The organism is Streptococcus suis YS161, from assembly GCF_002760245.1.
In the GTDB taxonomy this organism is placed as follows: Bacteria; Bacillota; Bacilli; order Lactobacillales; family Streptococcaceae; genus Streptococcus; species Streptococcus suis_I.
In genome coordinates, this window is the sequence record NZ_ASCA01000092.1 from 1 (window position 1) to 17,175 (window position 17,175).

11 protein-coding genes and 1 pseudogene are annotated in these 17,175 nt (G+C 43.3%); all 12 read left to right on the forward strand.

The annotated features are described in order from the left end of the window. Positions 1-432: 432 nt before the first annotated feature. Positions 433-702 (forward strand): annotated as a pseudogene (locus SST111_RS11480) (amino acid ABC transporter ATP-binding protein); the annotation flags it as partial. Positions 703-1,065: 363 nt separating this feature from the next. After that, positions 1,066-2,007 carry a LacI family DNA-binding transcriptional regulator gene (locus tag SST111_RS11485; protein WP_099811508.1) on the forward strand — a complete coding sequence of 314 codons (942 nt, stop codon included), beginning with the start codon at positions 1,066-1,068 and terminating at the stop codon, positions 2,005-2,007. A gap of 287 nt (positions 2,008-2,294) precedes the next feature. Next, positions 2,295-8,636, forward strand: a complete 6,342-nt coding sequence (locus tag SST111_RS11495; RefSeq protein ID WP_180274074.1) for a pullulanase — start codon at positions 2,295-2,297, stop codon at positions 8,634-8,636. 230 nt (positions 8,637-8,866) lie between these two features. Continuing rightward, positions 8,867-10,315 carry a PTS sugar transporter subunit IIC gene (locus tag SST111_RS11500; RefSeq protein WP_099811511.1) on the forward strand — a complete coding sequence of 483 codons (1,449 nt, stop codon included), beginning with the start codon at positions 8,867-8,869 and terminating at the stop codon, positions 10,313-10,315. 85 nt (positions 10,316-10,400) lie between these two features. Then, a complete protein-coding gene (locus tag SST111_RS11505) occupies positions 10,401-10,679 on the forward strand; it encodes a PTS sugar transporter subunit IIB (protein ID WP_009910950.1) in 279 nt (92 codons plus the stop codon). Positions 10,680-10,741: 62 nt separating this feature from the next. Next, positions 10,742-11,227 carry a PTS sugar transporter subunit IIA gene (locus tag SST111_RS11510; protein WP_024377629.1) on the forward strand — a complete coding sequence of 162 codons (486 nt, stop codon included), beginning with the start codon at positions 10,742-10,744 and terminating at the stop codon, positions 11,225-11,227. Between the two features lie 12 nt (positions 11,228-11,239). After that, positions 11,240-11,905, forward strand: a complete 666-nt coding sequence (locus tag SST111_RS11515; RefSeq protein ID WP_024376144.1) for a 3-keto-L-gulonate-6-phosphate decarboxylase UlaD — start codon at positions 11,240-11,242, stop codon at positions 11,903-11,905. A 5-nt stretch (positions 11,906-11,910) separates the two neighbouring features. Continuing rightward, entirely contained in the window at positions 11,911-12,774 is an 864-nt protein-coding gene (locus tag SST111_RS11520) for an L-ribulose-5-phosphate 3-epimerase (RefSeq protein ID WP_029184855.1), read from the forward strand. Then, positions 12,774-13,490: an L-ribulose-5-phosphate 4-epimerase gene (locus SST111_RS11525; RefSeq protein ID WP_024376142.1), complete on the forward strand. Its 717-nt coding sequence runs from the start codon at positions 12,774-12,776 to the stop codon at positions 13,488-13,490. Before SST111_RS11520 ends, SST111_RS11525 begins: the two co-directional genes overlap by 1 nt. A 78-nt stretch (positions 13,491-13,568) precedes the next feature. Beyond that, the gene (locus SST111_RS11530) at positions 13,569-14,186 is read left to right on the forward strand and encodes a phosphate-starvation-inducible PsiE family protein (RefSeq protein ID WP_024377632.1); all 618 of its coding nucleotides are present in this window, start codon (positions 13,569-13,571) and stop codon (positions 14,184-14,186) included. 84 nt (positions 14,187-14,270) lie between these two features. Further along, complete coding sequence (locus tag SST111_RS11535; RefSeq protein ID WP_099811513.1) at positions 14,271-15,959, forward strand: BglG family transcription antiterminator; 1,689 nt, start codon at positions 14,271-14,273, stop codon at positions 15,957-15,959. Positions 15,960-16,083: 124 nt separating this feature from the next. Continuing rightward, a complete protein-coding gene (ulaG, locus tag SST111_RS11540) occupies positions 16,084-17,175 on the forward strand; it encodes an L-ascorbate 6-phosphate lactonase (protein WP_024376139.1) in 1,092 nt (363 codons plus the stop codon).

Sequence of the window (17,175 nt, forward strand, 5' to 3'; positions counted from 1 at the left end):
GATACTTTTCATTTTTTAATCAGTTCGATTGTTTTTACTTGACAAAGGGCTTTACATATCAGTCATTTGAATTAACTTTGATACATCGTCACTTTCGGCTTGCCGTACTCAACGAAAGTGACTTACATCGCAAGTCTTATTTCCAACCTAGAACAGCCTATAGGCTGTTCTAGCAACCTGCACCTCAGTTCCCTGTCTGAAAGCTAATTCATTCGACTATAATATGAGATATAAAGACCGAGTAGGTCTCAGATTGAAGAAAAAGTCCATTTTGGACAATTTTCTTCAATCTTTTTTCTGTATGTTGAAAATAAAAAAACTCTCAGAAATACAAAAATATAAATGTTTCTAAGAGTTTAATGACTTGCTATCTTTCGCAAACTTCTTCAATTTTTTATATTGTTAGGAGTTTGTCTACGTTCTGAGACCGAGATCATCTATTTTGATGAGCCAACCTCGGCCTTGGTTCCTGAGTTAATCGGTGAGGTCTTGGCTGTCATGATGCAGTTGGCAAAAGAAGGTATGACCATGGTGGTTGTGACGCACGAGATGGGTTTCGCGCGTGCAGTGGCAGACCGAGTGATTTTTATGGGTGGCGGCCAGATTATTGAAGAAGGCCGACCAGAAGACATTTTTGACCGTCCACAAGAAGAACGTACTAAGCAATTCTTAGCTCGCATTCAAAAGGTAGATGTTGAGTAAGCTAAGCAAATTAATTTATCTCATTCATTTCCATAATCGTACAGAAAATGGACAGAATTTGACAAAGATACTTCAATTGTTAGACATTGATTGGTCTAGCGGTTGGAGTATTTTTTGTTTAGAGAGAATGGATATTCTTAGATAGTACTTTTAGCACGAGGCGATAGCCGCAGGCATAGATGAAGTTAGGCAAGGGAGCTAAGGAAGTAATAGGAGGAAAACTAAATGACGATAAATGTATTCGAAAGGTCTTTACTTTTTAGTAATAAATAGTATATAATAACCTAAAGAAAACGTTTGCACAATTTTGACTGTTTGCTTGCTAAAAGATAAGCAACAGAAATAGAATTAGGGAGGAGTTCTATGACGACATTAGCCGATGTGGCTAGGTTAGCCAATGTATCAAAGATGACTGTTTCGCGAGTCATCAACCATCCAGAACAAGTTACACAAGAGCTGCGGACGCTCGTAACAGCTGCGATGGAAGAATTAAACTATAAGCCAAATGTGGCGGCCAAGGCCTTGGCCCAGCAACGGACACTGATTGTTCAGGCTGTCATTCTCGAAAAGATGGATGTGGTAGAACCGTACTATATCGACCTTCTTGCAGGAATCGCTGATGAGCTCAATCATCGAAATTATACCTTGCAGTTGGTGACCAATCCAAGTCAGATCACTGATCAATGTGATGGTTACATCGTGACTGGCGCTCGCAAGGATGACTACCCTTGGTTGAAAGGGCTGCGGAAGCCATTAATTTTATTTGGGGAGAATCAAGAAGGTCTTCCTTTTGTAGATTCAGACAATCATTTGGCGACTAGGTCCGCAACCCAGTTTGCTTTATCAAAAGGTTATGAGAGGATTGTTTTTGTAGGGATTGACTTGCCAGAAGCCTTTGAAAAAGGGAGAGAAGAAGGCTACAAAGATGCTATGCAGGGCCGAGAAACTCATCTCTATCGATTGGAAAATCGTTCTCGTGTTGCGGAAGAATTTGTGAAAAATCTTGATTATTTACCAGAAAATACCTGCTTTATCTGCGCATCGGATCGTCTCGCTCTTGGGGTTACAAGAGGTTTACAAGCTCTAGGAAAGTCTATTCCGAATGACGTTGGGGTGATTGGTTTTGACGGCTTCTTTTTAGATCGGATGTCCAGACCAGCCTTGACGACGATGAAGCAGCCGATTCGTCAAATGGGGGCTCTTAGCGTCAAATATTTAATGACGATATTGGATGGCAAGCCTCTGGCTAGACAGGGGCATTACTGTCAGGCGACGTTAATTGAAAGGGAGACTACACCTCAGTAGTCTCTTTTTTGGGGTCAGTGGGCGGTCTAGGAGCAAAAGAAGGGGGAGCTATTTATTCTATTTTTGTTAGATAGTAGATTAAAACTTGTTACCGCTAACATTCAAGAAAACGTTTGCAAAAACTCCTTGGAATTGTATATACTGGTAGTGTACAATTCAAACTTATTTATACTCTTCGAAAATCAAAATCAGACGTTGTTGACTTGATTTGATGAACTTCAGTTCTATCTGCATCTGCGTCGCCTAGTCTGTTTTTGATTTTCATTGAGTATTATATGGAGGAGTCTATGAAAAAGAAATCCGTTCAGAATATGAAACGAACAGGGATGCTAGAGAAGAAACAGATTTTTGGCATTCGTAAACTAAATGTAGGTGTAGCCTCTGTTGGGATTGCGGCTGCTCTGTTTTTAAGTGGAGCAGGTCAACTAGTGCAGGCAGAGGAAGTTGTCCTCCCTGCGTCAACTAGTTCAACGATTCTTTCGGAACAGGATGGCGGCGCGGTAGAAGCGACCACAACTGCGATAGAAGCTACAGATTCTATGGTAGCTGAAGCGACAGCGGTAACAGAAACAGCCGATGCAGTTGCTCCAGAGGAAGCTCCTATCGAAGAAGGCAGTATTCGTCTGCACTTTGAAAATGTAGATGAAACAGTACCAGAAAGTCAAGGACTTTGGACTTGGGGAGGAGTGGCAGAGCCGTCCGATGGTAATCAATGGCCAACGGATACAGCGAATTTTTCAAGCAGTCAGGTAGATGACTACGGCCATTACGTTGATATTAAAAAATCTGAGACACCAGGAACGATTGGCTATCTGGTTCTCAAGAATGGGGAAAAAATAACAGAATCGGACCAAAAAGTGGAGCTTCTTGTTCCGGAACAAAATGAGGCTTGGATTGCTAGCGATTATACTGTTTCTAGCTATGAGCCACTCAAAGATGAAAATGTCCTCCGTATCAACTACACACGTGAAGACAACAATTATGAAGGTTGGGGCGTTTGGACTTGGGGCGATACGACTGAAGCGAGTGATGGCTGGCCAACAGGTGCCGTTGATTTTAAACTTGGCAAATACGGAGCTTATGTTGACATTCCCCTCTCGAATGGTTTAGATTCTAAGCTTGGATTTCTACTAATCAATCAGAATAATCCAGACTTAGCAGGCAATAAAACCATTGATTTAGCCTTTGCTGACCGTAAACGGCATAGCCAAATTTTCCTTCGAAACGGTGACGACAAAGTTTACACAAATCCATACTTTATCGAAGAGAAAGTAGAACTTGATACAAGCAAAGCTACTCCGGGAACAAAAAATGTAACCATTGAAGCAAGTATAAAAGCACCATTCAACTACAATGAAAGTGGCTTGGTATCTGTAACTGTCACCAACCCTGAAAATGCTGAGATTGTTAAAATGGAAGTCGATACAAGTGCCATCGGTGGAGGCCTTGTGCCAATCTCTACTGAGCTCAATCGTGTGACCATTAAAGCGACGTCTAGCACAGCGCCAGGTACATATAGTCTTCCTGTAAAGGTCTATGACAAGGACAACGGCTACTATGAAACTAGCCTAGATGTAACCATTACAGAGCGTATCAAGGCAGAAGGTGAAAAAGACTGGGACGAGCAAGTTATCTACTTCATGATGACAGACCGTTTCTATAATGGAGACACTAGCAATGACAAGCTAGTGGAAGGAACAGCCTCCAACCCACGCGGTCTTTACCAGGGCGGTGACTTCAAAGGAGTGACAGCCAAGCTGGACTACTTGAAAGAACTGGGTGTGGACTCTATCTGGTTGACTCCGATTGTGGAAAATATTCCACAGAATGTCGGTAGCGCAACAGATGGAGAGTACTATGCTTACCATGGTTATTGGGCATCCAATTTTGAGAAACTTAATCCGCATTTGGGAAGTTTAGCTGATTTCCATGAATTGATTGATGCCGCGGCGGAAAAAGGTATAAACATTGTTGTTGACGTGGTACTTAACCATGCTGGCTATGGTACAGAAGAAACCTTTGCAGGTATGGTACGGACTAAGGAAGAAGACAAGCAGGGAGATGACCAGCTCGGTTCGCTTGCAGGATTGCCTGACTTCAAGACAGAAGAAGCAGCTGTTCGAAATCAGTTGGTTGCTTGGCAGGCATCTTGGTTGGAACGTTCAACAACTGCCAAGGGCAATTCTATCTATGCTTTCCGTGTCGATACAGTCAAACACGTTGATGATACAACCTGGCAGCATTTCAGAAATGAATTGGTGGATAGAGATCCTGACTTCCACTTGATTGGGGAAACATGGGGAGCGAATTATAAGGATACCAAGGGTGACTTGGGTATCGGTACTATGGATAGCTTGTTGGACTTTGGCTTCAAGGATATTGCCAAATATCTAGTCAATGGTCAACTAAAAGCAGCTGGAAAAGAGCTGGAAGAACGTAGCAAGGTTCTGACTAGTGCAGCTTCTCTAGGTCAATTCTTGGGCAGTCATGACGAAGATGGTTTCCTCTACAGTCTCGGTGGTGCAGAAAAAGAAGGAAATCTGGATAAACTGAAATTGGCTGCCAGTCTCTTGATTACTGCAAAAGGCCAGCCAGTCATCTACTACGGTGAAGAATTGGGGCAATCTGGACAAAACAACTGGCCAGTTTATGACAACCGGTACGATTTCGATTGGAGCAAGGTAGAGACAAGTGACATAGAGGACCATTACCAAAAATTGTTGGCTTTCCGTAATGCCAATTCAACATTGCTCTCACGTGGTGATACAAGCACCCTTGCTGGAAATGATAGCCAAGGTTGGCTTATCAGCAAACGCAGTTACCAAGATCAAGCTGCCTATCTTGTCTTCTCAACCAATACCGAGAGCAAGGAAATGGCGCTTGAAGTATCTGGTAAGGATGTAGTGGTCACAGATGCCTACACAGGAAAATCTTACCAAGCTATCGAGAAAGATGGTAAATGGGTCGTTCAAGTAGAACTTCCAACTATCGGTCAAGGTGGCACCATGATCCTTCAGACAGAAGCAGGTGACATCGTCAATGCAAGTGTGCAAGGAGCAACTGAAGAACCAATTGAAGCAGGCTACTTCCGTGTTCACTTCAAAACCTTACCATCTGACAATCTATCTAGCCTAGGGTTATGGACATGGGATGATGTGGAAAAACCATCGTCAGATGTTGGTGCTTGGCCAACGGGTGCAACCAATTTCAGTACTGCTAAGCAGGATGACTATGGCTATTATCTGGACATCAAGATGAAAGATGAAACAGCTAGCAAGATTAGTCTGTTGATTAATAACACTTCTGGTGATAACATCACAGGTGACAAGACTATTGAGCGAATTAGCACCAAGATGAATGAAGCTTGGTTTGATGAGAATTATCAACTCAGCCTCTATCAACCACTTAAAGAAGGATATATTCGGATTAATTACTTCCGTACCGATGGCAATTATGACCAAAAAGGTCTCTGGATCTGGGGTGATGTGACTGACCTTACCTTGGGTGACTGGCCAAATGGTATTGATTTTGAAAACCAAGGCAAGTACGGTGCCTATATTGATGTCAAATTGACAGATTTACCAAGTTCCATTGGATTCTTGCTATTGGATGAAAGCAAGTCAGGAGATGATGTGAAGATTCAGCAGAAAGATTATAGCTTTAAAGATTTGAAAAATCAGACACAAATATTCCTCAAAGATGATGATGCGACTATTTACACCAACCCTTATTTTGTCAATAATGTCCGTGTGACAGGTGTTTCTCACGTTAGTTTAACAGCTTTAGAAGCAGCCTTTACAACATTGGAAGGTGCGGATAAGGATAGCATCTTGGAGAAATTGTCTGTAACAGATAAGAATGGTCAGACAGTTGCAGTGACGGACCTTGTCTTGGATGCCACCAGCAACAAGGTGCGAGTCCTCGGGGATTTCAACCAAGAAAATGCGGGCTATACCCTCAAATATGGCAATGATAGCTTCACAACAACTATGAGCTGGCAGTTGAAGGATGAGCTTTATGCTTATGATGGAGAACTTGGTGCGCGTGTGAGTCAAGCAGGCAGTGTCGTTGATATGACCCTTTGGTCTCCAAGTGCAGACAGTGTGGCAGTCGTTCTTTACGATAAGGATGACCAATCTAAGGTGGTCGGTAAATTGGCCATGACCAAGGGCGATAAGGGACAATGGGACCTCGAATTGAACAGTCAATCAGGTCTCGGTATTTCGGACTATCGTGGTTACTACTACCATTATGAAATCACTCGTGGGGATCAATCTGTTCTTGTTTTAGACCCATATGCTAAATCTTTAGCGGAGTGGAATAGTGATTTGGCAGATACAGATCCATCTTATCGGATTGCAAAAGCTGCGATTGTGGATCCATCAGAAGTTGGTCCAAGTGGCTTGGACTATGCCACAATTCCTAACTTCAATCAGCGTGAAGATGCCATTATCTATGAAGCACATGTTCGTGACTTCACATCAGATCCTGCTATTTCTGATGAATTGACAGCTCAGTTCGGTACCTTTGCGGCCTTTGCAGAGCGACTCAGCTACCTTAAAGACTTGGGTGTGACCCATATTCAGCTGCTCCCAGTTATGAGTTACTATTATGTCAATGAATTGAAAAATGCAGAGCGGATGAGCGAGTACGCTTCTAGCAACAGCAACTACAACTGGGGCTATGATCCACAGAGCTACTTTGCCTTTACAGGTATGTATTCTACAGACCCAACAGATCCGTTGAAACGCATCGAGGAATTCAAAAACCTGGTCAATGAAATTCACAAACAAGGCATGGGTGTGATTTTGGATGTGGTCTACAACCACACTTCTAAGACCTTCTTATTTGAAGACTTAGAGCCAAACTATTATCACTTCATGGAGGCAGATGGTACGGCTAAATCAAGCTTTGGTGGTGGTCGTCTGGGAACCACTCACTACATGAGCCGTCGTGTCTTAGTTGATTCCATCACCTATCTTGTGGATGAATTTAAGGTAGATGGTTTCCGCTTCGATATGATGGGGGACCATGATGCTGCAGCAATTGAGCTGGCCTTTACTGAGGCTCAAAAACTCAATCCAAACATCATTATGCTTGGTGAAGGATGGAGAACCTTTACAGGTGATGCCAATCAGCCTGTTCAGCCAGCGGACCAAGACTGGATGAGTTCAACAGATACGGTTGCAGTATTCTCAGATGACATTCGCAACACACTTAAATCTGGTTACCCAAACGAAGGTCAGCCAGCCTTTATCACAGGTGGTGCTAAGAGTGTAGAATCTGTCTTCAATAACATCAAGGCACAACCAGGCAACTTCTTGGCAGATGATCCAGGTGATGTGATCCAGTATATTGCTGCGCATGATAACTTGACCCTCTTTGATATTATCGCTCAGTCCATCAAGAAGGATCCATCAATCGCTGAAAACTATACTGAAATTCACCAACGTCAACGCTTGGGTAATTTGCTAGTCTTGACTGCTCAAGGGACACCGTTTATCCATTCTGGTCAGGAGTATGGACGGACCAAACAGTTCCGCCATCCTGATTACAAGGAGCCAGTTATAGAGGACAAGGTACCAAACAAGGCGCATTTGTTGACCAATGCAGATGGAACGCCATTTGACTATCCATACTACATTCATGATTCTTACGATTCATCGGATGCGGTCAACAAGTTTGACTGGACCAAAGCGACAGATGAGGCGCTCTATCCAGAGAATACCCGTACTCAGGCCTTTACAAAAGGATTGATTGCCTTGCGCAAATCTACAGATGCCTTCCGTTTGGGAACAAAAGACCAAGTCAATCAAATGGTTAGCTTGATTTCAGTTCCAGGTCAAAATGGTATTGCTACAAACGATGTGGTTATTGCCTATCAAACCATTGCAAGCAATGGTGATCGCTATGCAGTATTTGTCAATGCTGACAGTAAGGAACGTAGTTTTGTTCTTTCAGATATTTACAAAGACTTACTGCAGGGTCAAGTACTGGTTGATGGTGAGCGTGCAGGTGTAGAAGCATTGTCTGATTTAGTGGGTGTCGAATTGACTGATAGCGCAGTTGTTCTTGCACCTTTGACTGCAACGGTGATTCGCTTGCCTTACATCACTACGGCAGTTCCAGATATAGCGCCTACTGCTGAAGAAAAACCAAGTCTAGACTTTACTACCAAGGAACGTACAGAGGAAAAAATTCTTCCTATCGTAGAGGAAATTCGCTATGATACAACTCTTGCAAAAGGTCAATCTTATGTGCTTCAAGAAGGTAAGGCAGGCAAGAAAGTTGTGAATTATCAAGATGTCTTGGTTGATGGTAAGGTGGTCGCTACTAACTTGTTATCAGAAACAGTAGTAGATGGTGAAGCACGTATTCTGGTAAAAGGTAGCAAGGAAGTGATAAAAGAAGTAGCGAAATCAGACGCAGTTGAGAAGCAAGAGGTATTGAAACCAAGTCTTTCTACTCCAACGGCTCAAGTGTCTGAACAGGTTACCAGCACATCAACCAAAGAAAGTCTACCAGCTACAGGTGACCGACAAAGCGATTTGGCACTTCTAGGTCTCGGACTTGCTGGACTTGGTTTGACAGTTGCTGCACAAGGAAGAACTAAAAAATCAGAAGAATAGTATGCTTTCCTCCCAAGAGGTTAGGGACCCTATGGTTCTTGACCTCTTTTTTATTTTGTGGGCAGAAACCAAATCGTCTTTTAAATTTTACGATTTAGAAGTAGTCAATAGAAACTTTGGTAAATAGTCCAAGAGTGAACACAAGCCTGTGCTTTATTTGGTCTTTTTGTTTCCGCTTACATAACTTATAATAAAACCATAAAAATCATTTCAAAAAAGGAGAATGAAAAATGGATTTCCTTCAAACCCCATTAAACTGGTTCTCACAGAATATCCTGCAGAATCCAGCCTTCTTCGTAGGTCTTTTGGTATTGGTGGGCTATGCCCTCTTAAAGAAAAAGCCTCATGATGTTTTTGCAGGGTTTATCAAAGCGACGGTTGGCTACATGATTTTGAACGTAGCTGCTGGAGGCTTGGTAACAACCTTCCGTCCAATCTTGGCAGCCTTGAACCACAAATTCCAAATCGATGCGGCAGTTATTGACCCTTACTTCGGTCTTGCAGCAGCAAACGGAAAAATTGCTGAAGAGTTTCCTGATTTCGTATCGGCAGCTACAACAGCTCTCTTGATTGGTTTCGGTGTCAACATCCTCTTGGTGGCACTACGTAAGGTTACCAAAGTACGTACTCTGTTCATCACTGGACACATCATGGTACAACAAGCGGCAACAGTCTCATTGATGGTGCTCTTCCTTATCCCGGCTCTTCGCAATCAATTTGGTACAGCAGCGATTGGTATCATCTGTGGTATTTACTGGGCTGTCAGCTCAAACATGACAGTTGAGCCAACCCAACGATTGACAGGTGGCGGTGGATTTGCCATCGGTCACCAACAACAATTCGCAATCTGGTTTGTCGATAAGATTGCACCAAAACTTGGTAAAAAAGAAGAAAACTTGGATAACTTGAAGCTACCTAGCTTCCTCAACATCTTCCACGATACAGTTGTTGCTTCAGCGACATTGATGCTTGTGTTCTTCGGTGTGATTTTGTTCATCTTGGGTCCAGAAATCATGGCAAACCCAGAAGTGATCACTTCAGGTGCTCCATACAACCCAGCCAAACAAGATTTCTTCATGTATGTTTTACAAACAGCCTTCACCTTCTCAGTATATCTTTTCATTTTGATGCAAGGTGTCCGCATGTTCGTAGCAGAATTGACAAATGCCTTCCAAGGTATCTCAAGCAAATTGCTTCCTGGTTCATTCCCAGCGGTGGACGTTGCAGCTTCTTACGGCTTTGGTTCATCTAACGCAGTTCTTTCAGGTTTTGCTTTCGGTTTAATCGGTCAGTTGATTACAATCGTTCTCTTGATTGTCTTCAAGAGCCCAATCCTCATCATCACTGGTTTTGTACCTGTATTCTTCGATAACGCAGCTATCGCAGTTTACGCTGACAAACGTGGTGGTTGGAAAGCAGCAGCCATCCTTTCTTTCATCTCAGGTGTCCTTCAAGTTGCCCTTGGTGCAGTCTGCGTCGGCTTGCTTGAATTGAGCGGTGGTTACCACGGAAACATTGACTTTGAAGTGCCATGGTTACCATTTGGATTTGCATTTAAGTACCTAGGTATTGCTGGTTATGTTCTTGTCTGCCTCTTCTTATTGGCTATTCCGCAACTTCAATTTGCGAAAGCAAAAGATAAGGAAGCTTACTATCGCGGTGAGGCGCAAGCGGACTAACATCGTCATCCAGTTTATCTTTTATTACTTGGTTCATTAAGAAAAACAACAAAATATATTTTATAAAAAACAAGGAGAAAATAAGATGGTTAAAGTTTTAACAGCCTGTGGAAACGGCATGGGTTCATCTATGGTCATCAAGATGAAGGTAGAAAACGCCCTTCGTCAACTTGGCGTAACAGATTTTCAATCAGCTTCTTGCTCAGTCGGTGAAGCAAAAGGTTTAGCGGCAGGATATGATATCGTAGTTGCTTCAAATCACTTGATTTCTGAGTTGGAAGGTCGCACGAAAGGTCATTTGGTTGGTCTTGATAACCTCATGGACGACAACGAAATCAAAACAAAATTACAAGCAGTGCTATAAATAGTCGTTAGGGGTAGGGAGTCTCCCTCCCCCTTTCATATAGCGTGTAGAAGGGAAAAACTATGAATTTACAAAAATCATTTACGGAAAATAATTCCATTCGCTTGGGATTGACAGCGGAAACCTGGCAGGAAGCTGTTCACAAGGCTGTTGAGCCCTTGATTGAAAGTGGTGCTGCGACAGAAGAATACTATGATGCCATCATTGCATCGACAGAAGAATATGGTCCCTATTATGTGCTCATGCCAGGTATGGCTATGCCACATGCCCAGGCTGGTGTCGGTGTTTTGAAAGATTCCTTTGCCTTGATTACCTTGACAAAACCAGTAGCCTTTTCAGACGGTAAGGAAGTTTCCGTCCTCTTGACCTTGGCTGCGACAGATCCAAAAATCCATACTTCAGTAGCTATTCCGCAGATTATCGCCCTCTTCGAATTGGAAAATTCAATCGAGCGTTTGATTGCCTGCAAAACTCCAGAAGAAGTATTGGCAATGGTGGAAGAATCAAAAAATAGCCCATATTTAGAAGGTTTAGACTTGGATAGCTAGGAGGAAGAAAAGATGACAAAACATATCCCAAATTTACAGGTTGCATTGGATCACTCAGATTTGCAGGGAGCGATTAAGGCAGCTGTGTCTGTTGGTCATGAAGTTGACGTGATTGAAGCAGGTACGGTTTGCTTGCTCCAAGTTGGTAGCGAATTGGTGGAAGTTCTTCGCAGCCTTTTCCCAGACAAGATTATCGTTGCAGATACCAAGTGTGCGGATGCTGGTGGTACGGTGGCTAAAAACAATGCCGTTCGTGGTGCGGACTGGATGACTTGTATCTGCTCTGCGACCATTCCAACCATGGAAGCTGCTTTGAAGGCTATCAAGGAAGTGCGTGGCGACAAGGGTGAAATCCAAATCGAACTCTACGGTGATTGGACTTATGAACAGGCTCAACTCTGGTTGGACGCAGGTATTTCCCAAGCGATTTACCACCAATCTCGTGATGCCCTTCTTGCTGGCGAAACCTGGGGTGAAAAAGACCTCAATAAAGTGAAAAAATTGGTTGACATGGGCTTCCGTGTTTCTGTAACAGGTGGTTTGGATGTGGATACCCTCAAACTCTTCGAGGGTGTAGATGTCTTTACCTTTATCGCAGGTCGCGGTATTACAGAAGCAGCAGATCCAGCAGCTGCAGCGCGTGAATTCAAAGACGAAATCCGTCGTATCTGGGGGTAAGGCCTATGGCACGACCAATCGGAATATATGAAAAGGCAACGCCCAAGCACTTCACATGGAAGGAGCGTTTGGAGTTTGCTAAAGAATTAGGTTTCGACTTTGTGGAGATGTCGGTGGATGAGAGCGACGCTCGTTTGGCTCGTTTGGAATGGACCAAGGAAGAGCGTTTGGATTTGGTCAAGGCCATCTATGAAACAGGTGTCCGCATTCCGACCATTTGCTTCTCTGGTCACCGTCGTTATCCGCTTGGCTCTAATGACCCTGCTCTTGAAGCTAAGTCTTTAGAAACCATGAAACAGTGTATCGAACTGGCTCAGGACTTGGGTGTCCGTGTCATCCAGTTGGCTGGTTACGATGTTTACTATGAGGAAAAATCACCTGAAACTAGAGAGCGTTTCATCAAGAATCTCCGCAAGGCTTGCGACTGGGCAGAACAGGCTCAGGTCATGTTGGCTATCGAGATTATGGATGATCCATTTATCAACTCTATTGAAAAATACCTAGCCGTTGAAAAAGAAATCGACTCACCATATCTTTTTGTTTATCCAGATACTGGAAACGTGTCTGCTTGGCACAATGACATTTATAGCGAATTTTACCTGGGACACCGTTCCATCGCAGCCCTTCACCTCAAAGATACCTATGCGGTAACTGAAAGCTCCAAAGGTCAATTCCGCGATGTACCATTTGGTCAGGGCTGTGTGGACTGGGAAAATATGTTTGCAGTCTTGAAAAAGACCAACTACCAAGGTCCATTCTTGATTGAAATGTGGTCAGAGAATTGTGAAACGGTTGAGGAAACACGTGCAGCTATCAAGGAGGCACAGGATTTCCTCTATCCATTGATTGAGAAAGCGGGGTTGAACTAATGCCAAAAGATTTACAGGAAATGCGTCAACGGGTCTATGAAGCCAATATCGCTCTACCTGCCCACGGTCTTGTCAAATTCACCTGGGGTAACGTATCAGAAGTCTGCCGTGAACTTGGTCGCATCGTTATCAAGCCTTCTGGTGTGGATTATGAAAAATTGTCACCAGAAAACATGGTGGTGACGGACTTGGATGGAAATGTGGTAGAAGGTGACCTCAATCCTTCTTCTGACTTGGCGACTCACGTTGCCCTCTACAAGGCTTGGCCAAATGTACACGCCGTTGTCCATACACATTCGACAGAAGCAGTGGGCTGGGCTCAGGCTGGTCGCGACATTCCATTTTATGGAACAACGCACGCAGACTATTTCTACGGTCCGGTACCATGTGCCCGTTCTTTGACGGCTGAGGAAGTGAATTCTGCCTATGAAAAAGAAACAGGCTCAGTCATCATCGAGGAATTTAAACGTCGAGGCATTGACCCAGTTGCTGTTCCGGGTATTGTTGTCCGAAACCATGGGCCATTTACTTGGGGCAAGGATCCTGCTCAGGCAGTTTACCATAGCGTTGTCTTAGAGGAGGTGGCTAGGATGAACCGCTACACAGAGCAAATCAATCCACGGGTGGAACCAGCACCAAGCTACATCATGGATAAGCACTATCTCCGTAAGCACGGTCCAAATGCTTACTACGGACAAAAAGGTGATGAACACTAAGCTTTGTTTCTAGCCAAGAACGATTAGAAGAATGAGAAAAGAGCTCTCCTCATTCTTCTTTTTTTGAAAGGAGAGGACATGAGAAAGTTTTTACAAGATAGTCTGACAGAGGTTGCCTACTATCTAGAATTGATTTTATCAGCCATTTTAGGATTAGCCCTCCTAGCACTGTCAGGTTTGTTGTTGGCGGATTTAGTTGGTTCACTGACGGGTGGTATTCAAGCGGATAACTTTATCCAGAGTTTTTTAAGCAAGGCCATGACCTTGGCAGTCGGGGTCGAATTCATCAAAATGCTCTGCAAACAATCCCCTAGTACTGTCATCGAGGTGCTCTTGGTTGCTATTGCTCGTCAACTGATTGTGGAACATGGTTCCAGCATGGATTACCTGATTGGTATTGCGTCGGTTGCTATCTTATTTGCTGTGAGAAAGTACCTTTTTACCCAGTTTGATGACTCTAATAATATCATCATGCGGGCCAGTCAGAAGGTTAAGGTTGCCAACATCATTGCACGGGTAAAAATTCCTAGTGAAGGCAGTGAAACCCTGCGTGAATTTGTGACCCGCAAACTCAATGAAGAAGAAAAAACCATTGCCATCGGTGCCTGCGTCTATCTGAAAAATGTAGCACTACGGATTGACAATATGCATGGAGATTTGATTACACGGGTGGAGATTATCAAGAGCATCTATTGACAGATAAAAAACGCTACATATTTATATAATTGTTAGAATCTATATTATAAATATGTTAAGATAGAAAGAGAGGAGGGAAAAACGGTGTTACTAGATAAAAGCAGTTGTGCCTTATTGCGTCATTTGATTGGTATCCAAGAGCCAGAAACCATTATGGCTATTTCCAAGGAATTGCAACAATCGCGTAGAAAAATCTATTATCATTTAGAAAAAATCAATGCTGCCTTTCCAGACCATGTTGAGCCAATCGAAAGTCTACCTCGGATCGGAATCCGTTTGTCCGAAGAGCAAAAGCAAGCCTGTCGTCAACTCTTAGATTCCATTGATTCCTATAGCTATATTATGAATATGGATGAGCGGATGCAGTTGATGCTCCTTTATATATGTATTGCACACGAACGAATTACCTTGGAAAAATTGATGGATCTGACAGAGGTTTCACGAAATACCGTTCTCAATGATCTAAATGAAATCCGTAGTCGATTGAGTAAGGAACAGTATCAGATGACCCTCTATGTTTCTAAGTCACAAGGGTACGATCTGGCCTGTCATCCCTTGACAAAAATCCAGTATATCCACTCTCTACTCTATAGTTTGTTCACAGAAGCGAGCAAGAGTTTTGTCAGCATTTTGGAAGACAAGGTTAGTCTTTTCAGTGGTTGCCAGTCCCTTTTTTCAAAAGATTTGGCCCAGTTTTTGTCCCACCAGGTATATGGTATTGAAAAAGATCTTGGTAAGAAAATCAATCGTTCTGAAATTGAACTGATGCTCAAGATTCTACCCTATATGTTGCTAACTTATCGCAATATGAGTTTGGAGCAAGAGGAAAAGGATGCGATTGTCCGTGAATTCGCCTTGGTCTATGAACGGATTGAGTACGGTGTTGCTCAAAAAATTAGCCAGTCCCTAGAAGAGCAGTTTGGTCTTGATTTAGACGAGATAGAGGTGTCGCTAATCGCCGTCTTGCTCTTATCTTATCGAAAGGATCGGGATGCCCATGTTACTAGCCAGGATTTTGCGGATTTGAAGAAGGTGGTCGATGCCTTTATCCGTCATTTTGAGTTGCATTCAGATTTTGAATTGGAGAAAAAAGAGGAGCTAGCCCATGATTTGCTGGCTCACTGCAAGGCCATGCTATTTCGAAAAACCTATGGGATCTTATCGCGCAATCCTTTGGTTGATCAAATTCGCTACAAGTATGATACTCTTTTTCGATTGACAAAATCTTCTAGCCATATCTTGGAAGAGGCTTGGCAAATCCAGTTGACAGATGAGGATATTGCTTATCTCACGGTGCATTTGGGTGGAGCCCTTCGTCGAAGCAGTAGTCGAAAGCTGACCAGTCCGACTGTCTTTCTTATCTGTGATGAGGGAGTTTCTGTGCAGAAATTGTTGATGAAACAATGCCAGCACCACCTACCTGAAAAAACCATCTCTGCCGTCTTTACAACAGAGCAATTTAAGAGCGTGGAAGACCTGTTGGAGGTGGACTTCTTGATTTCGACCAATGAAGTGACGGATACGGATTTGCCTGTGATTCAGGTGCATCCGATTCTGGATTTTGATGATGTCCTGCGTTTGATTCATTTTGCCAAATACCGCAGTCTGACAGACAGTCAAAAAGGTTTTGCTATGGAATTGGACAAACTCCTAGCGTCATATGTTGAAAATGGCCAGGAAGCCTTGGAATTGAAGCAGCGTTTGCAAAATCTGATTGCCAATGAATTATTGGCAAGCTTAGCTAGTTCCGATCTGGAAACAGATTTGTATTAGCCATCTACGTGCAAAAGTCCAAATGTGAACACAAGCCTGTGTTTTATTTGGTCTTTTTTTTGTGACCTTTTGCGCATATACTAGAAGCATAGAAACACAATCAGCCTTATAGGAGGAATGAAAAATGGCTAAAGTTCAAGATATTACAAGAGAATCCTGGATTCTTTCAACCTTCCCAGAATGGGGAACTTGGCTCAATGAAGAAATTGAAGAAGAAGTAGTGCCAGAAGGCAACTTTGCTATGTGGTGGCTTGGAAACTGTGGTGTTTGGATTAAGACACCAGGTGGTGCGAACGTGGTCATGGACCTTTGGTCATCACGTGGGAAATCCACTAAAAAAGTGAAAGATATGGTTTGGGGACACCAAATGGCTAACATGGCCGGTGTGCGCAAATTGCAACCAAACTTGCGTGTGCAGCCAATGGTTATCGACCCATTTGCCATCAATGAATTGGACTACTACCTAGTATCGCACGTCCACAGTGACCACATGGATATCAGCACAGCCGCTGCCATCATCAACAATCCAAAGTTGGACCACGTCAAATTTGTCGGTCCAGTTGAAAGTGGCGACATCTGGGAAAAATGGGGCGTTCCAGCTGACCGTATCATCCGTATCGCACCAGGCGATAGCTTTGAGTTCAAAGACATCAAGGTCCACGCTGTAGAATCCTTCGACCGTACTTGTTTGGTAACTCTTCCAATCGAAGGCTACGAAGAAAACGGTGGCAAACTAGCAGGACTTCCTGTGACAGATGAACTCATGGCTCGCAAGGCAGTCAACTATGTCTTTGAAACACCAGGTGGAACCATCTACCACGGTGCAGACTCCCACTTCTCAAACTACTTTGCAAAACACGGTCGTGACTTCAACATCGACGTTGCTATCAACAACTACGGTGACAACCCAATCGGTATCCAAGACAAGATGACATCGATTGACCTTCTTCGTATGGCAGAAAACTTGCGTGCTAAGGTGATTATCCCTGTTCACTATGACATCTGGTCTAACTTCATGGCGTCAACAGATGAAATCTTGCAGCTCTGGAAAATGCGTAAGGAACGCTTGCAATACGATTTCCATCCATTCATCTGGGAAGTTGGTGGCAAGTACACTTATCCACTTGACAAAGACCGCATTGAGTACCATCATCCACGTGGCTTTGACGATTGCTTCTTAGAAGACTCAAATATTCAATTTAAGGCTTTGCTATAA